The following is a 20,082-nucleotide window of genomic DNA, read 5'->3' as shown; positions in this document are numbered from 1 at the left end:
CAATGAGGCTCACATGTCCAAGCCGATTCCCGACAAGGCAGAGATCGCGCTCGAATACCCTGACAAGTTCTATGTCGGCACCTTCGAGCATTCGTCCCGCTTCGAGGCACGGCTCGACGGCAGCGGCGTCACAGTGGTGCTTCAGCATCCGGGCGCGACGGACGAACGCAAATCGGTGCATCTCCACATCAATTTCGGCCTGCTCGCCGGCATCCTGCGTGACCTCGCAGGCAGCGTCGCTGGCATACCCAAGGACGACATCGCGCACCGCGAGCAGCTGGCCGAGGCGCTCGATGAGCTGCGGCGGGCGCTCGGCACCAATTAGCGACCTGATGCTTTTGGTCGCAGGCGCAGGCTTGTGCACCGCCTCGCCTTGCTCTCAACGCGACTGAACCTGTCCGATCGCTCGAAATGGGCCGATCCGACGTGGCCGAGTGCGCACGGGTAAACAGGACGCGCTGTACATTTTTTGTGCTGATGCTGTCGAGACTTTCATCTTGCGGCGCCGAACGAGACTGTGGGAGCCTCAATCCCGGATGGGGACTGGGATGGGCCGGCCGTAGCTTTCGCGCGCGAGAACGCCTGCGGGAGCGTTCGAGGTTGGCCTCGCTTGAGAAAGATACGACATGCCGAAAAGAGTGTTGCTTGGTCTTCTCCTGGCTTGCGGCCTCACGGCCCCGACACTGGCGCAGGAGCCCAAAGCGGGGGGCGTCATCAATGCCGTGATCCAGCCCGAACCGCCTGGCCTGATGCTTGCGATGATCCAGAACGGTCCGACCCAGATGGTGTCGGGCAACATTTTCGAGGGGCTGCTGCGCTACAGTCCCAAGCTCGAGCCGCAGCCGGAGCTCGCGGAAAGCTGGAGCGTCAGCGAGGACGCCAAGACCTACACCTTCAAGCTCAAGAAGGGCGTGACCTGGCATGACGGCAAGCCCTTCACCGCCGCCGACGTATTGTTTTCGATGGAGATGCTGAAGCAGACGCATGCGCGGGCCCGCACCAACCTCGCGCAGGTCGACAGGGTCGAGGCGCCTGATGACTACACCGTCGTGTTCACGCTGAAGCAGCCGTTCGGCCCCTTCCTCGGCATCTTCGAGGTCGGCTCGATGCCGATCGTGCCCAAGCATCTCTATGAGGGCACCGACTTCAAGACCAACGCATACAACAATGCGCCCGTCGGCACCGGTCCGTTCATGTTCAAGGAGTGGCAGAAGGGCTCGTTCATACGCCTCGTCAAGAACCCGAACTACCACGAGAAGGGCAAACCCTATCTCGACGAGATCTATTGGCAGATCATTCCCGACGCCGCGGCGCGCTCGGTGGCGTTCGAAACGGGCAAGGTGGACGTGCTGCCCGGCGGGTCGGTCGAGAATTTCGACGTGCCGCGGCTGTCCAAGCTGAAGGACACCTGCGTCACCGGGGCCGGCTGGGAATTCTTCTCGCCGTTGGCCTGGCTGTGGCTGAACAACCGCCAGGGTCCGCTCGCGGACAAGCGGGTCCGCCAGGCGATCATGTACGCGATCGACCGCGACTTCGCCAAGGACGTGATCTGGAACGGGCTCGGCAAGGTCGCGACCGGCCCGTCCGCCTCGACCATCAAGTACTACACCGACGACGTGAAGAAGTATCCCTACGATCCAGCCAAGGCCAAGGCGCTGCTGAAGGAAGCCGGCTACAAGGGCGAGAAGATCCGCCTCATGCCGCTCGCCTATGGCGAAACCTGGCAGCGCTGGGGTGAAGCGGTGAAGCAGAACCTCCAGGACGTCGGCATGAACATCGAGACGATCGCCACCGACGTTGCGGGCGGCAACCAGAAGATCGGCGACTGGGATTACGACATCGCCTTCACCTATCTCTACCAGTACGGCGATCCCGCGCTCGGCGTTGGCCGCAACTACATTTCCAGCAACATCGCCAAGGGCCAGGTCTTCAATAATGTCGAGGGCTACTCCAACCCGGAGATCGACAAGCTGTTCGCCGAGGGCGCCGTCGCCACCCCGGATTCGAAGCGCAAGGAGATCTACGAGAAGGCGCAGAAGATCCTGGTCGAGGACGTGCCGGTGGCCTGGATGCTCGAGCTGCAATTCCCCACGATTACGCGGTGCAAGGTCAAGAACCTGATCACCACGGGAATTGGAGTCAATGACGGCTTCAAGGACGCATGGCTCGACAAGTGAGGGCGGTGCCCACCTCTCCCGCAAGGAGAGGCGTCGGCCGCTATCGGCGGCCGTTCTCATCGCCAGATGCGATACGGGCGAGAGTTTACGCTCTCTCGTGGAACCTGATCCCCCTCAACCGCGCCTTCGGCGCGACCTCTCCCCGTTGGGGAGAGGTATGGCGTGCGGCACGGCCGCCTCAACCGACTAGCTTGCGAACCTAAATGCTTACCTTCGTTGCTCAGCGTGTCGTCAAGGGCGTGATCGTCCTGCTCGCGATCGTCGTTCTCAATTTTTTCCTGATCCGGCTGGCGCCCGGCGATCCCGCGGTCGTGATGGCGGGCGAGGCCGGCGCCAGCGATCAGGTCTTCGTCAAACAGCTCAGGGAGAAGTTCGGCCTCGACAAGCCGCTGCCCGAGCAGCTCTTCATCTACGTCAAGGGCGTCGTGTCCCTGGACCTCGGCTTCTCCTTCCGCCAGCAGGCACCGGTTGCAAAGCTGATCGGCGAACGGCTGCCCGCGACGCTGCTGCTGACGCTGACCGCATTCGCGATTTCGCTCATGCTCGGCATCCTGTTCGGCACTTTCGCCGCACGCTTTGCCGGGACCTTCCTCGACACGGCCATCACCGTGTTCGCCCTGATCTTCTACGCCATGCCGATCTTCTGGGTGGCGCTGATGGGCATCCTGTTGTTCTCGGTCACGTTCGATTGGCTGCCGAGCTTCGGCTACGACACGGTCGGCGGGAATTATACGGGTCTTGCCCATGTGGTCGACGTCGCAAGACACCTGGTCATGCCGGGCATGACGCTGGGCCTGTTCTTCATGGCGACCTACACCCGCATGACGCGCGCCTCGATGCTGGAGGTGAAACGCCTCGACTTCGTCAAGACGGCGCGTGCCAAGGGTCTCGCCGACTCCGTGATCCAGCGCCGCCACGTGCTGCGGAACGCGCTGCTTCCCGTCGTGACGCTCGCCGGCGTGCATTCCGGCACGCTGATCGGAGGCGCGGTTATCACCGAGACCGTATTCGCCTGGCCGGGCATCGGGCGGCTGATGTACGACGCCCTGCTGCAGCGCGACTACAACCTGCTGCTCGGAGTCTTCGTGATCTGCTCCGCCATGGTCCTGATCTTCAACCTCATCACCGACCTGGTCTATCGACTGGTCGATCCACGCATCGAATTCGCCTCATGAAACAGTTCTGGAAATCGATACTGAAGAGTCCGAGTGGCGTCATCGGGCTCGTCATCCTGCTGTTGGCGATCTCGGTCGCGGTGTTCGGGCCGATGTTGTTCCCGAACTCGCCCTGGCGCATGGTGCAGCGGCCCTTCCTGCCGCCGTTCACGCTCTCGACGGTGCCGCTCGGCACCGACGCGCTCGGCCGTGACGTGTTCGCGGGCATGATCTTCGGCGCACGGGTATCGCTGCTGGTCGGGCTCGTCTCGACGCTGGTCGCACTGGTCGTCGGCGTGCCGATCGGCGCCATGGCCGGCTATTTCGGCGGCAAGGTCGATGACGCCTTGATGCGCTTCACCGAATTCTTCCAGACCATTCCGAGCTTCGCGCTCGCGATCGTGCTCGTCGCGATCCTGCAGCCCTCGATCTACTCGATCGTTGCCTCGATCGCCCTGGTGAGCTGGCCGCCGGTCGCCCGGCTCGTCAGGGGCGAGGTGCTGTCGCTGCGCACCCGCGAATATGTCCAGGCCGCTGTGGTGACCGGCCAGAGCAACAGCTGGATCATCCTCCGCGAAATCCTGCCGAACGCGTTGTCGCCCGTGATCGTGCTGGCTTCGCTGATGGTGGCGACCGCGATCCTCCTGGAATCCTCCCTGTCGTTCCTCGGCCTCGGCGATCCCAACTTGATTTCCTGGGGTTACATGGTCGGCGCCGGCCGCACCGTGATCCGTCAGGCCTGGTGGATCACGGTGTTTCCCGGCGTCGCCATCCTGATCTCGGTGCTCGGGCTCAATCTGATCGGTGAAGGCCTCAACGATGCGCTGAATCCCCGCCTGTCCCGGGAGGGCCGCTGATGACGACCGCCCCACCCGCCGTCTCCATCAAGAACCTGCGGATCGCGCTGCCCAAAGGCGCCGAGCGCCCCTTCGCCGTCGACGGTGTCTCGCTGGATCTCCGGCCAGGCAAGATCGTCTGTGTGGTCGGCGAGTCCGGATCCGGCAAGTCGATGTGCGCGCATGCGCTGATGGGCCTGTTGCCGGACACGGTGTCGGTCACCTCCGGCGAGATCCATTTTGAAGGCCGCGACCTGCTCAAGCTCGACGATGACGGCTGGCGCGACCTGCGCGGCCGCCGCCTGGCGATGATTTTCCAGGAGCCGATGACTGCGCTCAATCCGTTGATGCGCATCGGCGACCAGATGGCGGAGATGTTCGAGGCGCATGGCCTGCTGACACCCAGGGAAAGGCGAGCCAAGGCCCTGTCGCTGGCGCGCGAGGTCGGCCTGCCCGATCCTGAGAGAATCGTGCGCGCCTATCCGCACCAGCTCTCGGGCGGCCAGCGCCAGCGCGCCATGATCGCGATGGCGCTCGCGCTGGAGCCCGCGGTGCTGGTCGCGGACGAGCCGACCACCGCGCTCGACGTCACCACACAGGCTCAGATTCTCAAGCTGATTCGAAATCTCCAGCGCAATCGCAACATGGCGGTGATGTTCATCACACACGATTTCGGCGTGGTCGCCGACATCGCCGACCAGGTCGTGGTGCTCCGCCACGGCAAGGTCGTCGAGGAAGGTCCCGCCTCTGCCGTCTTCGAGGAGCCGCAGCATGACTACACCAAGGCGCTGCTCGCCGCCGTCCCGTCGATAGATCCGCCCGTTCGCAGCCCCCTGGACGAAATGGCCAAGGCCGTTGAAGTGATCGGGCTAGACAAGACCTATGTCACCTCGGGCGGCTGGTTTCGGGAAGACCGCCGCGTCGATGCCGCGCGCGCTGTCAATTTCAACATTCTCAAGGGCGAGACGCTCGGCCTGGTCGGCGAATCCGGCTCCGGCAAGTCGTCGGTGGCGCGCCTCGTGATGCGGCTTATCGAGGCCGACCGCGGCACGGTGCGGATCGGCGACACCGATCTCACCTCTCTCTCCGGCAAGGCGCTCCGGGCCGAGCGCCATCGCATCCAGATGATCTTCCAGGACCCGTTCGCCTCGCTCAATCCGCGCCGCAAGATAGGCCACATCATCGCCGCCGGCCCGATCGCGGCCGGAACGGATCCGAAGGTCGCGTTCGAGCGCGCCCGCGATCTCCTCAGGATGGTCGGCTTGGACGCCGGTGCGCTCGAGCGCTACCCGCATGAATTCTCCGGCGGCCAGCGCCAGCGAATCGGCATTGCGCGCGCACTCGCACTCGAACCCGAGGTCATCGTGGCCGACGAAGCCGTCTCCGCGCTCGACGTGTCAGTGCAGGCGCAGGTATTGAAGCTGCTCGAAGATCTCAAGGCGCGCCTCGGCCTCTCGATGCTGTTCATCACCCACGATCTGCGCGTCGCAGCCCAGATCTGCGACCGCATCGCGGTGATGCAACGCGGCGCCATCGTCGAGCTGAAGCCGACCGCGCAGTTGTTCGCCGCGCCCGAGCACGCCTACACGCGCGAGCTGCTTGCGGCGGTACCGGGTCGGAAGCAAGCGTCCGCCGCCTGAGCCCGGCTCGCCATCTAAGGAGCAAACACATCCGCGTTACGCCTGCTACGGACATGAGGTGGTGAGCAGCTTTGCAGCCCAGCGCGCGAGGCCGAACGACCGGCCGGATGGCGCTGCATGATCGGTCAATAGACCGTCCGAGGCGTCTGAACGGAGGACACCGGACTATCGCGTGGTGTTGCTCCATGTGGGGACCGAGTTGGTCACGCCGACCGATGGCCAATTGTATGATCCGATCGAGGGCGCCGTGACTGTGCCGACCGTCTGTCCGGACGACCCGTAGGACGACCTCGGCTGCGCGACCGGCGCTCCGGCACCGCTATAGGTCGGCGCCCCCACGCCAGTGGTGTAAGTCCGGCTCGGCCGGGCCTTCTTCGCTTCAGCCGCGAACGGCGCGACAAGCAGCCCGGACGTAACGAGCGCCGCAATGGCGAGGTTGATGGCTTTCATTGTTGATCCTTTCGCCCGGCTGGCATCCGTCAATCACAACTGTTTAGGTACGGGGAAATTTCCATAGGCCTCCATTCATAACTCCGTGTCCGGACGAAGGTGCCCATGGATAGCCGGCCGCCTTCGGATGGACCCGAATCAGCGCTAGTGGATTGCGTTCAGTGACCTCCTGGACGTAAGCAACATGACCGGCGCCGAACTGAAGCAGCTTCGCAACGATCTCTCCGACGCCCTGGAGCGAAAGCTCACTGCGGCCGACATGGCCAAGCTTTGCGGATTGCCTGAGAGAGGCGGCGCCGACACGATCCGACGCTGGGAGGTCAGCGGCCCAACACCCGAGGCGACAAAGATATTGCGCGTCCTCGCGATGGCGAGCGAGCGCTATCCGATCCTGGAGAAGTTCGACGTCTTCGATCGTCATGACGTGCGCGAGGAAGACCGGCCGGCGAAGCGCGCCGCGTTCCGCGAGCAGATGCGCGATGAGGCGCGGCGGCGGCTTGGTTAACAAGAGTCGCGCACAAGTTACCTGAGGTGCGCGAGGTTAAGCCTTCCTTCACCGCTTCTTAGGGTGACGTTAAGCACGAAACTCATTTACAGCCCAATAAGTTAGGTTGGGTGCCGCTGTGCCACGCATGTGACAGCATTTTCGTCAAAAGCGAGCTATCTGCAAAACCAGTGACGGCGCGGAAAGCGCGCCTGCCGGGACCTGACGTGTTGGAGTTCAAGACCATGAAGAAGATTCTGTTTGCGACCGTAGCGCTGCTCGCGGTGGGCGCGGCTGCGCCTGCCGTCGGCGCCGATCTCGGCAACCGCAACTACTACAAGACGCCCGCGCCGGCCTACGCTGCGCCGATCTACAATTGGACGGGTTTCTACATCGGTGCGCATCTCGGCGGCGCGTTCTCCAGCGACAACAATTTCAACGGCCTCTCCACTGGAAACAACGGCAACGGCCGCTTCCTCGGCGGCGTGCAGGTGGGCGCGGACTGGCAGCTCAACCCGTACTTCGTGGTCGGCCTCGAAGGCCAGTATTCCTGGCTGTCCGGCAGCGTCGGCGCAGTGTTCCCCGGCGGCGTCGCCTATACCAACGACCAGCGCGGCCTCGGCTCGATCACCGGCCGCGTCGGCTACACATGGGGTCCGGGCCTGCTCTACGTGAAGGGCGGCTACGCCTATTCGGACAACAACGAGAAGGTGACCGTCGGCGGCGTGCCCACCGCCTTCGTCATCACGGGCGATCACCGCAACGGCTATACCGTCGGCGCCGGCCTCGAATACATGTTCGCCCAGAACTGGTCGGCCAAGGCCGAGTACCAGTACTACAATTTCGGCGACGCGAGCTTCACCGGCGGTCCGCTCGCGGGCACCGGCAGCTTCACCACCGACGACCATACCTTCAAGGCGGGCGTCAACTACCGCTTCAATTGGGCAAGCCCGGCGGTCGCGCGCTACTGATCGGTTACCAAGATCTTACCGCGATGAAGGGCCGGCGCCGTTGCCGGCCCTTCTTTTTTCGCCATGCGGAACACAAGGCAGCCAGTTGCGCCAATTCCGATTCTTTAACCGGTCGTACTGATACTGCCGCCACAACCAGAAGAACATTGGGGGAATTTTCGATGGCGATCCGTCTGGGCCTTGGCCGCTTCCTTGGCCGTTTCCGTACTCGTTTCAAAATGCCGAGATGGGGCGTGCGTGGCAGCCTGTTCGCGGCGTTCGCGGTAATCGCGGGCATGGGTCTCGTGATCGCAGCCGGCGCCGGCCTGGCGCTGCAGAATCTCGGCGGACGCATGACGGAACTTAGCGGGCGGGACATTCCGCGTCTTGCCGCCAGCCTGCAATTGTCGGCACTGAGCGCGAGCCTTGCGGCGCAGGGACCGGCGCTGCTTGCTGCGCAGAACGACGAGGCCCTGAATGAACGCACCAAGAAACTCAGGGAATTGCAGGAGCAGACGCAACAGAAGCTCAACGAGATCATCGAGCTCGGCGGAGACAAGAGCGTTGTTTCCGGGCTCAGCGAAACGATGAAGAGCATCAACGATGCTGCCCAGAGCCTGGCGAAGGCCGCTCGCGAGCGCCTCGACATCGCCGCCCTCCATGAGAAGCAATATGACGCGCTTCGCTCCGCGCAGGGCGCTTTCGTCGGCGCGGCAAACCCGGCGATGCTGGACGCGCAGACTCGGGTCAACGCCATTCTCGGCTCTGCGGACCTGTCCGCCGCCGACGCAACCGATGCCGCGCAGACGGTCGGTCAGCTCGGCAACGTCGTCGCCAGCGGCAACCTTGCCGCCGCGAACATGAGCGCGGCGCTGTCGGCGAGCACGAGCGACAAGCTCGACGACATCCAGAAGGAATTCAAGACGGCACAGGGACGCCTGCGCTCCAACCTCGATCTGCTGCCCGACAATCAGGGCAACAAGATGCTGCGCGAGACGGCGGAAAAGCTGCTCGCGCTCGGCACCGGCAAGACCGGCGTGTTCAATCTGCGCGAGAAGGAACTCGACTCCATCGACTATGGCCAGACCATCCTGGACGAGACGCGCAAGCTCAATGTCGGCCTCGGCATCAGCGTGCAGCAGCTCGTCGACGGCGTGCAGAAGGAGACCAACACCTCGACCTCACAGGCGCGGCAGGAGATCTCGCTCGCGACGTCAGTCATGCTGGCGCTGGGCGCGCTGATGCTGGTCGGCTCGGCGCTGTTCGTCTGGCTCTATGTCGGCCGCAACATCCTGCGCCGGATCGGCGCATTGCAGCACTCGATGCAGCTGCTCGCGAACGGCGATCTCGAAACCGAGATCTACAGCTCGAAGAACCACAATGACGAAATCTCGGCGATGGCGAACACGCTGCAAGTGTTCCGGGAGAGCATGATCGAGGCTCGTGCACTGACGAGCGAGCAAGACAAGGACCGGATCGCCAAGGCCGAGCGGGCCGCGCGCATGGAAGCGAAGATCGCGGAATTCGAAAGCACGGTGCGCTCCGCCCTCGACAATCTGGCGCAGTCGGCCAATTCGATGCAATCGACCGCACAGAGCATGTCGAGCACCGCCGACCAGTCCAACGCGCTGGTGAACGCGGTCGCCTCCGCTGCGGAGGAAACGTCGGTCAACGTGCAGACCGTGTCGGCCGGCACCGAGCAGCTGTCCTCCTCGATCCAGGAGATCAGCCGCCAGGTCGTGACCTCCGCCGAGATCGCCAAGAAGGCCGTCGATGAAGCGGGAGCGACCGACGCCACGGTGCAGAGCCTCGCGGACAGCGCGAGCCGCATCAGCGTCGTCGTCGACCTGATCCAGACCATCGCCTCACAGACGAACCTGCTGGCGCTCAACGCTACGATCGAGGCTGCGCGCGCAGGCGAGGCCGGCCGCGGCTTCGCCGTGGTCGCCTCCGAAGTGAAGAGCCTGGCGAGCCAGACTGCGAAGGCGACGGACGAGATCCGCACGCAGATCGCCAGCATGCAGGAGGTCACCACCTCCGCGGTCGGCGCCATCCAGGGTATCGGCCGGATCATCGGCGAGATCAACGACGTCACCACGACGATCGCGGCCGCTGTCGAGGAGCAGGGCGCCGCCACGCGCGAGATCGCCCGCAACATCCAGCATGCGGCCGGCGGCACCAGCGAGGTCTCCAGCAACATCGTCGGCGTATCCACCGCCTCCGCCGAGGCGGGCGCCGCGGCTGGCGAAGTGCTGAGCGCCTCGGACGCGCTCCGGCGCGAGGCCGATATGCTGCGCGGGGAGATCGACGCGTTCCTCAACGACATCCGGGCGGCCTGATCGTCATTCGGGGGCACCTCGAAGAGGCGAACCCGGAGTCTCGGACCACAATCCCGGGATTCTCGGGTGCGCAACCGCCCACCATGGTTCGCGCTTTGGAGCGTCCCGGAATGACTGCCTTTTTGGCGCTTCAACCGAGACGCGGAAAAACACTGCCGGTATGACGGCCATGCGGCGCCCGCCAGCCATCCTTTTTCGGCTGGCGCCCCGCTCGCGCTGGGTTTAAGCGAATAGGATGAGTTCAAAAACCGACACCGCACAATCCTCGGCCGAGGCCCTGCGCTACCCCTGGGAACAGCACCCCGGCCCCGAACAGATCGTGGAGATCAGGCCCGGCGTGTTGTGGGCGCGGCTGAAGCTGCCGTTCCGCCTCAACCACGTGAACATATACCTGCTCGCCGACGGCGACGGCTATGCGATGATCGACGCCGGCTTCGGCAACGAGGAAACGATCGAAGCCTGGACGAAGCTGTTTGATGGTCCGTTGAAGGGCGTCGACATCACGCGGTTGATTGTCACCCACTCCCACCCCGACCACGTCGGCCTCGCGGGATGGATCGTCGAGCGTTTCAACTGCCCGCTGGTGATGTCGCAGGTCGAATATCTGCAGTCGGTCTATCACCAGAACCGCGGCACCGACGAGCGGCGCGAGGCCCAGCGGCTGTTCTTCCGCCGCCATGGCATGGACGAGTCGCTCACCGAAAAGCTGCTCGGTCGCGGCCAGGACTATCTCAAGCGGGTCTCCGTGCTGCCGCCATCCTACCGACGCATCTCCCACGGCGAGGATGTCGTGATCGGCACGCGCCGCTTCAGGGTAATCACCGGCGGCGGCCACGCGCTCGACCAGGTGATGCTGTATTGCGCCGACGACAAGCTGTTCCTCTCTGCCGACCAGGTGCTGAGCAAGATCTCGCCGAATGTCAGCGTCTGGGCGGTGGAGCCCGAGCAGAACTCGCTCGGCGAGTATCTGGCCTCGCTCGCCAGCCTCACGACGACGCTTCCCTACGACGTGCTGGTGCTGCCCGGCCACGGCGTGCCGTTCTACGGCTTGAAGACCCGCATCAAGCAGCTCGCCGACCATCACGAGGAGCGCTGCCGGCTGATCGCCGAAGCCTGCCGCGAGATGCCGCAGACCTCGCGCGCGCTGGTGCCTGTGGTGTTCAACAAGCACGTGCTGGACGAGCACCAGATGGGCTTTGCCGCCGGCGAGCTCGTCGCCCACGTCAACTACATGATCGTCGAGGGCCGGCTGACGGCCGAGATGCAAGACGGCGTGCTGCGATTTCGGACGACGTAAGCTTGCTTTCGCCGTTCAACCCGAGGGCCGGCCTGGGCTGAGCCGCTAAGGGTCTTCCGCCTTGAGCGAGACCCTCCGTCTGCTTTACTCTCTCTTGTACCTTACATACAGCCCGGTACAAATCCTCGCGCGACGAGCGCAGCCGGATCTTGACGGAGGTCTCGCATGGACATGGTGACGCCGGCCGGGCAGGCCGACCAATTGCTCGGCGCCCTGCGCGACAGACTTGGTGCGGCCGCGGTACTGATGGGCAGTGAAGTGCCCGCCCGCAATTGCAACGATTGGAGCGCGAGCCTGCCGCAGACGCCGCTGGCGGTGATCCGCCCGCTCGATGCGCAAGGTGTGGCGGATGCGATCGCGGCCTGCCGGCAGGCGCGCCTTCCCTTCGTGCCCCAGGGCGGACTGACCGGGCTGTGCCGCGGCGCTTCCCCCGAGGCGGGCTGGGTTGCGATCTCGCTGGAGCGCATGACCGGCATCGAGGAGATCGATCGCGCGTCGATGACGATGACGGTGAAGGCAGGCACGCCGCTGGAGACGATCCAGAAGGCTGCCGACGAGGCCGGCTTCTTCTTTCCGCTCGACCTGGGCTCGCGCGGCTCCTGCGCGATCGGCGGCAATCTCTCCACCAATGCCGGCGGCAACCGCGTGATCCGCTACGGCATGACGCGCGAGCTGGTGCTCGGTCTCGAAGTGGTGCTGCCGGACGGCACCATCATCACTGGCCTCAACAAGCTGATGAAGAACAATGCCGGCTATGACCTGAAACATCTGTTCATCGGCTCGGAAGGCACGCTCGGCATCATCACCCGCGTGGTGCTCAGGCTGTTTCCGAAGCCACGCTCGACCATGGCCGCGCTCTGTGCACTGACGGACTATGCGGCGGTGATCGCGCTGCTCGACGCCGCGCGCAGCGGGCTCGGCCCGCTGCTCTCGGCTTTCGAGGTGATGTGGCCGGACTATTGGGACGTGATCACGAATCGCGCGGGGGTGAAGCCGCCGGTCGCGGCGGGCCACGGCCTCTACGTGCTGGTCGAGGCGCAAGGCACCGATGAGAGCGTCGATGCGCCGCGCTTCCAGGCCTGGCTCGAAGAGCTGATGGAGCGCGGGCTGCTGGCGGATGCCGCCGTCGCGCAATCGCTGGCGCAAACGCAGGCCTTCTGGCGCGTGCGCGACATCTGCGCCGAATTTGGCCAGGTGCTGGGGCCGCACATCGCCTACGACATCGGCCTTGCAGTGGCGCGCATGGACGAGTTCGTCACGCGCTGCAAGGCGGCGCTTGCCTCCGGCATCAAGGGTTGCGAGAGCGTCTATTACGGTCACATCGGCGACGGCAATCTGCATCTCGTCTCCTGGGTCGGCGGCCTCTCGGTCGCGCAGCAGCCGAAGGAGGAGATGGACGCGATCATCTACGGTCTCGTCCGCGACATGGGCGGCAGCGTCTCCGCCGAGCACGGCATCGGCACCTTGAAGAAGCAGTGGCTGGGCCACGCCAGGAGCGAGGCCGAGATCGCGCTGATGCGGACGCTGAAGGCGGCGCTCGATCCCGACCACCTGCTCAATCCAGGCAAGGTGATCTAGGAAAGCACATGCCCTCGCTCAGGCTCGATCCGCCGAAGTCGCTGGTTCAGGCGTGGTCTATGCGAGAGCGCTGAAGATGGATTGAGCGCCGTCACCGCTCATCCTTCGCTCCCGGTCCGTCCAGAAAGTCCAGCGCGGTGTTGATCTGCTCGAGCTGGCGCTCGATCTTGTCGCGATCCTCAACCGATGGCGCCTTTTCGAGCTGTTCCACGAGCTTCTGCTTCCGTAACAGCAAGTTCTCTATGACCGTGCTCACAGCTCCCCCCATCGCCAGAGGCGACATCACGGACGCCGAAACGGAGGCGCGCGCAACCCGGGCCCGCCTCGAACCCTCGACCAGAATGTTCGCGGACGCGGTTGGTTCCTGTGGCCGATATCGATCTGCGCCGGTGCGCGGACGGAACCCTGAAATCGACGCCGGCACACCGATCGGTTGAATTCGGCCGCCCGGAGTCCTATGCGTAGCATCATGGACACCCAGATGATCACCGCCGCAAAGCCGCTGATGGCTCACGCGCGCCCGCCCAAGCCGGCACCGTTCCTCCCCATGAGCCGCGCCGAGATGGATGCGCTCGGCTGGGACGCTTGCGACATCGTGCTGGTGACCGGGGATGCCTATGTCGATCATCCAAGCTTCGGCATGGCGATCATCGGCCGGCTGCTGGAAGCGCAGGGGTTCCGGGTCGGCATCATCGCGCAGCCGGACTGGCACTCGGCCGAGCCGTTCAGGGCGCTCGGCAAGCCAAGAGTGTTCTTCGGCGTCACCGGCGGCAACATGGACTCGATGGTGAACCGCTACACCGCGGACCGCCGCATCCGCAGCGACGATGCCTACACGGCCGGCGGCGAAGGCGGCAAGCGGCCGGACCGCTGCACCATCGTCTACGCGCAGCGCTGCCGCGAGGCGTTCAAGGACGTGCCGATCGTGCTGGGCGGCATCGAGGCCTCGCTGCGCCGGATCGCGCATTACGATTACTGGTCCGACAAGGTGCGCCGCTCGGTGCTGGCCGACGCCAAGGCGGACCTCCTGCTCTACGGCAATGCCGAGCGCGCCGTCGTCGAAGTGGCGCAGCGGCTCGCTGCCGGCGAGGCACCGCGCGAACTCGACGACATCAGGGGTGTCGCGCTGTTCCGCAAGGTCCCGCCCGATTACACCGAGCTGCACGCCGACGATCTCGATTCCGCCGACGAAGGCGCGTCGCGCCAACGCGGGCCGACCGTGATCCGCCTGCCGTCACTGGAGCAGGTCGAGCAGGACCGCGAGGCCTATGCGCGCGCGTCACGCGTGCTGCACCGGGAGAGCAATCCCGGCAATGCGCGGCCGCTGGTGCAGCGCCATGGCGACCGCGATCTCTGGCTCAACCCGCCGCCGATCCCCCTCACCACCGAGGAGATGGATGCGGTCTACGATCTGCCGTACGCGCGCGGGCCGCATCCGTCCTACGGCGATGCACGCATCCCCGCCTGGGAGATGATCCGCTTCTCGGTGACGATCATGCGCGGCTGCTTCGGCGGCTGCACCTTCTGCTCGATCACCGAGCACGAGGGCCGCATCATCCAGAACCGCTCGGAGGGCTCGATCCTGCGCGAGATCGAGAAGATCCGCGACAAGACGCCGGGCTTCACCGGCGTCATCTCCGACATCGGCGGCCCCACCGCCAACATGTACCGGATGGCCTGCAAGGACCCGAAGGTCGAGGCCGCGTGCCGGCGGCCGTCCTGCGTCTTCCCCGAGATCTGCCCGAATCTCAACACCTCGCATGACGATTTGATCCGGCTCTATCGCAAGGTGCGCGAGACCAAGGGCATCAAGAAGGTGATGGTCGCCTCGGGCGTGCGCTACGACCTCGCGGTGGAGAGTCCCGAATACATCAAGGAGCTCGTCACCCATCACGTCGGCGGCTATCTCAAGATCGCGCCCGAGCATACCGAGCGCGGGCCGCTCGACAAGATGATGAAGCCGGGCATCGGCGCCTACGACAAGTTCAAGCGGATGTTCGACGAGGCGGCTGAGCGCGCCGGCAAGAAATATTACCTCATCCCCTATTTCATCGCGGCGCATCCGGGCACGACCGACGAGGACATGATGAACCTCGCGCTCTGGCTGAAGAAGAACCGCTATCGCGCCGACCAGGTGCAGACCTTCCTGCCCTCGCCGATGGCGACCGCGACCGCGATGTACCACACCGGAGTCAATCCGCTGCGCGGCGTGCGCCACGGCGGCAGCGACAAGGTCGAAGCGATCAAGGGCCTGCGCCAGCGCCGCCTCCACAAGGCGTTCCTGCGCTATCACGACCCCGACAATTGGCCGGTGCTGCGCGAGGCCCTGATCGAGATGGGCCGCCGCGACCTGATCGGCTCGCAGCCGCACCAGTTGGTCCCCGCGCACCAGCCGCCCGGCACCGGCAAGGCCGCGGGCACCAAGCGTCCGCTACGATCAGGCGGCAGGACGCAGCGGTTCACGACCAAGGGCCTGCGGGTGATGAAGTAGCGGGCGCTGCGCCTGCTACAGCGCGAGCACGACCTCGCCTGACACCGCATCAGTCACGCCGCGTCCGTTGCCCTGGTCCTCGAGCACCGACCTGAAACTGTCCAGGGTCCTGATCATCGCCGATCGGGCGGCGACCAGCGCATCCTGACTGGCCCAGGTGCCGACGAGACAGAAGGTTCGATCGCCGGTCCTGATGATGACGCCGTGCTCCAGGCCCGGCCATTTCGCCTTCCCGTCTCGGTGCGCATCGAGGAAAGTGGCTTCTGCGCCGGACTTCACCTTGAACTTGACCACATTGTAAACCTGCATGGTGGCCTCCGAAAAATGGACGAATGAAACGGGCGTGGCGCGAGGTCAGGGGCAAGAAGTCCACGCCGATCGCCCCGGCGGATTGTCGTCCCCGCGCGCGGCGACGTCACCGTGACAAATCGGCTTGGCGAGGCAGGTCTTTCGGGCCGGCAAGAGCCAGGAGTTCGAAAACAACCCCATGCACAGTAGCCGGCTCTAGCGGAATCAACGGCTTATCGCCATCGCTCACACGTTCGGCCCGTCGGGCAGAAATGGCGTTGCTCCGTCGGGCAAAACAGGCGCATGATGCCATCGTTGCAGGACGCGTGAAGAGGGCATGCCTCTTCTTCCGTAAGCCCTCGCGCTCCACACCGCGTCCGGTGCAAGTTGTTTGCTCGCCAGTTCGGGGGCTGCAGGAGATGGCGAGCCAGATCGCCCGTTCGTCCGCCAGACCAGCGCGGTGGGATTCGCCACGGCCTGTTTGCTTTGCCGGTCCCGCGCCCAGATCAGGCGAATGCAGAGGCCCGTCGCTGCAATGCGCTCACATCGCCTTAGCGAGCGCGAACAGCCGGAAATCCTCCAGCGCCGCATGCCGATGAGGGGCGGCTTCGCGCCGGTAAGTCTCGGTGTCGACGATCGAGCGGAAGGTGGTGAAATCGCCGTATTCATTGATCGCCGCTTCGTCCCAGCGTTCGCTCGGCGAGCCGACGAGGCTCGTGAGGACCGGCCCGGAAAACATCCGCACGAGCGGCTTGCCGGCCGCGAGACGCCGGAATGCCGGCCTATAGCGTTCATGATAGGCTTCGCGGCCCGAGCAGGGCGCGGCGTCGAATCCCTCCTCGTATCGAGCATACGCGCGGTAGCGCAGCAGATTGAGCATATAGACAGGCTGGCCCGGGGAGATCGCGCGCTCGGCAGCGTCAAGGGCTTGCAGGGTGATTTCGACGAGGTTCATGGGACTTCCCGCGTTTCCAGCGCCGCAGTATGCGCGCTGACGATCCCGGTTTAGCCGTTCGGGACCGGCTCTTGTAGTGACTGTGCAGCCATGATTATGTGGACCGCATGTCCACAACGACCTTACCTCCCGACGTCTCGCGTCTCCTCGCCTTCGTCCGCGTCGTCGAGGCAGGCTCGTTCGCCGAGGCCGCGCGGCGGGCGGGGACGACCACCTCGGCAATGTCCAAGGCGGTCGCCCGCTTCGAGAAGTCTCGCGGGTTGCGGCTCTTGCATCGCTCCACCCACTCGTTGGCGCTGACCGAAGAGGGCGACAGGCTGATGGCGGCGGGACGTGCGTTGGTCGAAAGTCTCGCCCGTGTCCAATCCGTGCTCGGCGAAGTCGCGCGCGACGATGGCGGGCGGGTGCGTGTGACTGCTCCGGCCTCGTTCGCGCGGGCCTGCATCCTGCCGCGACTGCCCGCGTTCCTGCGGGAACGGCCGGAAATCGAGATCGAGGTCAAATTCCGCAACGAGATTCTCGATCTCGCGGCGGAAGGCGTCGACGTCGCGATCCGCTCGGGGCCCCTCGACCGTGCGCCCGGCCATCAGGCGCGGCGGCTTTGCACGTTCTCCTGGATCGCTTGCGCCTCGCCTGCCTATCTGAACGCGCGCGGCGCGCCGGCGACTCCATACGAGCTTTCCGCTCACGACCATGTCGGCTTCCGGAATCCCGCGAGCGGTCAGATCCTCACCTGGCGCTTCGCCGACCCGCGCGGCAAAGGCCCCATTCGAGTCACGCCCAAGCCCAAGCACATTTGCGACGATGCGCACGCTTCGCTCGCTTTGATCGCGAATGGGTTTGGGATCGGATGGGGGCCAGCGTGGCTCGTCAACGAAGACCTTCGCGCCGGCCGGCTGGTCGAAGTGCTCGCGCCCTGGCGCGCGTCTGCCGAACCCCTATGGATGCTGCGCACCTCCGACCGCCGCCCGCCCCCGCGCACGCAGCGCGTCATGTCGTTCCTCGCCACGCTTCCCGCCGCGTTCACCGAAAAGGCGGTGTGAAGCATCGGTCGTCACCAGAATTCAGGCGGCAAGAAGCTTGGCGCCAGGTTCTGGGATTGGCAGGCGAAGACCCCTCCTGGCCCGAATGCGAGGTCCGAGCGGCGCCCGCCGATCGGGCAGAGTTTCACCGCGCCATTTGACCACCGCACCATCCTGGCGAGCGACAGCTCAGGCCCGGTTGACTTTGCCCCATCATGTAACATACAAAGTTACATGAAACGAGATTCCCGCCTCTCCGGCGTGCTGCACGTGCTGCTGCACATGGCGCAGCAGCCGGGGCCATTCACGTCCGAGACCCTGGCCAAGGCGATGGACACCAACCCCGTGGTGATCCGGCGCATCATGGCCGGTCTGCGCGAGCTGGGTTACGTGCGCTCCGAGAAGGGGCATGGCGGCGGCTGGCGGCTTGCGTGCGACCTCTCGAAGGTGACGCTGCGCGACGTCTATGCCGCGCTTGGCAGTCCCTCGCTGCTGGCGATGGGCAACCGGACGGAGTCGCCCGGCTGCCTCGTCGAGCAGGCCGTCAATGCCGCGCTCGACCAGGCCTTTCACGATGCGGAGGCGCTGCTGCTGTCGCGCCTCGGCGAAGTGACGCTGGCGATGCTCGGCGAGGACCTGCGCAAGCGGCTCGGGTCTCGAAAGATCCACGACATCAGCGCGCACCGCGCGTGAACGGCTCCATCACGGGACAACATCATGACCGACATTCAAGCCGCATTCTCGGATCCGCAATTCGTGGCTCGCTACACCGAAGGGCCGCGGCGCTTCGTGCCCGGCTATGAAGCGATGCAGTCCATGGCGGCGATTCTGCTGGCCGAAAGCGTCCCCAGCGGTGGGCGGGTGCTCGTCCTCGGCGCCGGCGGGGGCCTGGAGCTCAAGGCCTTTGCGCAGGCGCATCCCGGTTGGAGCTTCGACGGCGTCGACCCGTCCGCGGCGATGCTGGCGCTCGCAGAGCAGACCCTGGGAGGACTTGCATCACGCGCTCGCTTTCATCAAGGCTATATCGACGATGCCCCGCCGGGACCGTTCGACGGGGCCACCTGCCTGTTGACCCTGCACTTCGTCGATGTCGCCGAACGACGTCGCATCGCCTCGGAAGTCCGCCGCCGGCTCAAGCCGCGCGCACCGTTCGTGATCGCCCATCTGAGCGCGCCCGACGGAGAGAAGGAACGTCCGCTGTGGCTGGCGCGGTACTCCGCATTCCTGGCCTCATCCGGCGTCGAGCCGGACCAGGCCGCGGCCGCGAAGGATGCCGTCAGCAACCATCTGCAGATCCTGGCGCCCGCGCAGGACGAGGCGATCCTGCGCGAGGCCGGTTTCTCCGACCCGACGCTGTTCTATACGGGTTTCGCCTTCCGCGGCTGGGTGGCTTACGCCTGAGGCGGCAGGGCTTGACCGAAAGGCCGGCCATTCGTGCAAAGCCGGACGGGCCGGATCATGCAGGCGTTTAGCGCACGTCACCAGGCGCACCGGTTCTGACCTCACAACCGGACATCGTCGGCTCGCTGCTGCATGCCGGCAAAGGGCCACAAGCGGAAGTCAACAGTCATTGGCGGCTGCGAGCCCTTCTCTTCGACAGATTTGATTCCGTTCAAGAAGCTATAAAGGGAGATGTTTCGCGGATTCGAACTTTCGAGGTAGGCGGCGATGCCCTCCTCGTCGCATCGTCGAAGAGCGTGCTTCATCAACAATGTGCCGAGACCTTGGCCGATCCAGTTCGGATCGGAGGCAATGAGGGGCAGATACCAATGGGGCTCGYGGGGATGATGTTCGGCCATTCCCTGGAGCATGTGTCCRATATCATCGGCGATCTCCGGACGCAGGGATTGCGCCATGAGTGCGTCCATGGCCATTTCRTCGGGCTCGACGCCGGGCGGCAGCCACAGGGCGGCCGCGCGAGCCCCTTCTGTGATGTAAGCTGTGCCATGCTCGAATGCCCGTCCGCCAAATGCCTTGACGAATTGAGGCATAATCCTGAGATATTCGGATGAATCGGGCCAAACCCAACGCGCCATCGGATCGGCTGCAAAGCCAAGTACAATGGTGCTGATAGTGCTTGCCTGAATGTTGGCGCCCGCAGATTTGATTTCCGAGTNGCCAAACCCAACGCGCCATCGGATCGGCTGCAAAGCCAAGTACAATGGTGCTGATAGTGCTTGCCTGAATGTTGGCGCCCGCAGATTTGATTTCCGAGTCTGCGCTCATGATATCGTCTCCAAGTCGTTGATGGCATCGGCCACATTCATTCTAAGATGGAGCACGGATAGTGGCCGGGCGCCCACTGCTCTCCAAGCTCTCTACTCTCACGCCAGATCCGTTTGCTGACAAGTCGCCACCGCTCAGGAAAGAGAACCTAATCCCGGCCCAGATCGGCTGGCAGCAGGCCATCGATCGGGCGTC

The 20,082-nt window shown here is 64.8% G+C and carries 19 protein-coding genes; 14 read left to right on the top strand and 5 right to left on the bottom strand.

Annotation, left to right across the window (positions count from 1 at the left end; genetic code table 11):
* The first annotated feature begins 13 nt into the window (after positions 1–13).
* The 5 genes from ASG57_RS20365 to ASG57_RS20345 all read left to right on the top strand — a co-directional run bounded on the left by ASG57_RS20365 (position 14) and on the right by ASG57_RS20345 (position 5,807).
* Positions 14–325, top strand: a complete 312-nt coding sequence (locus ASG57_RS20365) for a hypothetical protein (protein ID WP_024337222.1) — start codon at positions 14–16, stop codon at positions 323–325.
* A gap of 301 nt (positions 326–626) precedes the next feature.
* On the top strand, positions 627–2,177 hold the full coding sequence (locus ASG57_RS20360; protein ID WP_024337221.1) for an ABC transporter substrate-binding protein: 1,551 nt from the start codon (positions 627–629) through the stop codon (positions 2,175–2,177).
* A 203-nt stretch (positions 2,178–2,380) separates the two neighbouring features.
* A complete protein-coding gene (locus ASG57_RS20355) occupies positions 2,381–3,352 on the top strand; it encodes an ABC transporter permease (protein ID WP_024337220.1) in 972 nt (323 codons plus the stop codon).
* Entirely contained in the window at positions 3,349–4,188 is an 840-nt protein-coding gene (locus tag ASG57_RS20350) for an ABC transporter permease (RefSeq protein WP_024337219.1), read from the top strand. Before ASG57_RS20355 ends, ASG57_RS20350 begins: the two co-directional genes overlap by 4 nt.
* Positions 4,188–5,807, top strand: a complete 1,620-nt coding sequence (locus tag ASG57_RS20345; protein WP_024337218.1) for an ABC transporter ATP-binding protein — start codon at positions 4,188–4,190, stop codon at positions 5,805–5,807. Before ASG57_RS20350 ends, ASG57_RS20345 begins: the two co-directional genes overlap by 1 nt.
* 165 nt (positions 5,808–5,972) lie before the next feature.
* On the opposite strand, the gene ASG57_RS20340 is transcribed toward ASG57_RS20345, so the two are convergent.
* Entirely contained in the window at positions 5,973–6,257 is a 285-nt protein-coding gene (locus ASG57_RS20340) for a hypothetical protein (protein ID WP_024337217.1), read from the bottom strand.
* 184 nt (positions 6,258–6,441) lie between these two features.
* Here ASG57_RS20340 and ASG57_RS20335 point away from each other — a divergent pair, with 184 nt between their 5' ends.
* The 5 genes from ASG57_RS20335 to ASG57_RS20315 all read left to right on the top strand — a co-directional run bounded on the left by ASG57_RS20335 (position 6,442) and on the right by ASG57_RS20315 (position 12,905).
* Entirely contained in the window at positions 6,442–6,762 is a 321-nt protein-coding gene (locus ASG57_RS20335; protein ID WP_024337216.1) for a helix-turn-helix domain-containing protein, read from the top strand.
* 224 nt (positions 6,763–6,986) lie between these two features.
* Complete coding sequence (locus ASG57_RS20330) at positions 6,987–7,712, top strand: outer membrane protein (RefSeq protein WP_057197462.1); 726 nt, start codon at positions 6,987–6,989, stop codon at positions 7,710–7,712.
* Positions 7,713–7,873: 161 nt separating this feature from the next.
* A complete protein-coding gene (locus tag ASG57_RS20325) occupies positions 7,874–10,030 on the top strand; it encodes a methyl-accepting chemotaxis protein (RefSeq protein ID WP_024337214.1) in 2,157 nt (718 codons plus the stop codon).
* Between the two features lie 235 nt (positions 10,031–10,265).
* Positions 10,266–11,327, top strand: coding sequence for an MBL fold metallo-hydrolase (locus tag ASG57_RS20320; RefSeq protein WP_024337213.1), 1,062 nt, complete (start codon positions 10,266–10,268; stop codon positions 11,325–11,327).
* A gap of 165 nt (positions 11,328–11,492) precedes the next feature.
* On the top strand, positions 11,493–12,905 hold the full coding sequence (locus ASG57_RS20315; RefSeq protein WP_024337212.1) for an FAD-binding oxidoreductase: 1,413 nt from the start codon (positions 11,493–11,495) through the stop codon (positions 12,903–12,905).
* Positions 12,906–12,996: 91 nt separating this feature from the next.
* Here the strand turns inward: ASG57_RS20315 and ASG57_RS20310 are convergent, their stop codons facing one another.
* On the bottom strand, positions 12,997–13,188 hold the full coding sequence (locus ASG57_RS20310) for a hypothetical protein (RefSeq protein ID WP_057197231.1): 192 nt from the start codon (positions 13,186–13,188) through the stop codon (positions 12,997–12,999).
* Positions 13,189–13,374: 186 nt separating this feature from the next.
* On the opposite strand from ASG57_RS20310, the gene ASG57_RS20305 reads away from it, so the two are divergent.
* Entirely contained in the window at positions 13,375–15,396 is a 2,022-nt protein-coding gene (locus tag ASG57_RS20305; RefSeq protein WP_057197225.1) for a YgiQ family radical SAM protein, read from the top strand.
* A gap of 15 nt (positions 15,397–15,411) precedes the next feature.
* Here the strand turns inward: ASG57_RS20305 and ASG57_RS20300 are convergent, their stop codons facing one another.
* Both ASG57_RS20300 and ASG57_RS20295 read right to left on the bottom strand, forming a co-directional pair.
* The gene (locus ASG57_RS20300) at positions 15,412–15,705 is read right to left on the bottom strand and encodes a hypothetical protein (protein WP_024337210.1); all 294 of its coding nucleotides are present in this window, start codon (positions 15,703–15,705) and stop codon (positions 15,412–15,414) included.
* Between the two features lie 520 nt (positions 15,706–16,225).
* Positions 16,226–16,639: a hypothetical protein gene (locus tag ASG57_RS20295; protein WP_024337209.1), complete on the bottom strand. Its 414-nt coding sequence runs from the start codon at positions 16,637–16,639 to the stop codon at positions 16,226–16,228.
* Between the two features lie 107 nt (positions 16,640–16,746).
* On the opposite strand from ASG57_RS20295, the gene ASG57_RS20290 reads away from it, so the two are divergent.
* The 3 genes from ASG57_RS20290 to ASG57_RS20280 all read left to right on the top strand — a co-directional run bounded on the left by ASG57_RS20290 (position 16,747) and on the right by ASG57_RS20280 (position 19,062).
* Complete coding sequence (locus tag ASG57_RS20290) at positions 16,747–17,682, top strand: LysR family transcriptional regulator (protein WP_057197222.1); 936 nt, start codon at positions 16,747–16,749, stop codon at positions 17,680–17,682.
* 213 nt (positions 17,683–17,895) lie between these two features.
* Positions 17,896–18,354 (top strand): Rrf2 family transcriptional regulator, encoded by a 459-nt coding sequence (locus tag ASG57_RS20285; RefSeq protein WP_024337207.1) that lies wholly within the window; start codon positions 17,896–17,898, stop codon positions 18,352–18,354.
* A gap of 24 nt (positions 18,355–18,378) precedes the next feature.
* Entirely contained in the window at positions 18,379–19,062 is a 684-nt protein-coding gene (locus ASG57_RS20280; protein ID WP_028145792.1) for a class I SAM-dependent methyltransferase, read from the top strand.
* 101 nt (positions 19,063–19,163) lie between these two features.
* Here ASG57_RS20280 and ASG57_RS39260 read toward each other — a convergent pair whose 3' ends face one another.
* Entirely contained in the window at positions 19,164–19,460 is a 297-nt protein-coding gene (locus tag ASG57_RS39260) for a GNAT family N-acetyltransferase (RefSeq protein ID WP_244490939.1), read from the bottom strand.
* Between the last annotated feature and the right edge of the window lie 622 nt (positions 19,461–20,082).

The organism is Bradyrhizobium sp. Leaf396, from assembly GCF_001424605.1.
Taxonomy (GTDB): Bacteria; Pseudomonadota; Alphaproteobacteria; order Rhizobiales; family Xanthobacteraceae; genus Bradyrhizobium; species Bradyrhizobium japonicum_C.
Note: the sequence above shows the minus strand (reverse complement) of the source record. Positions and strands in the feature narration are given on the sequence as shown.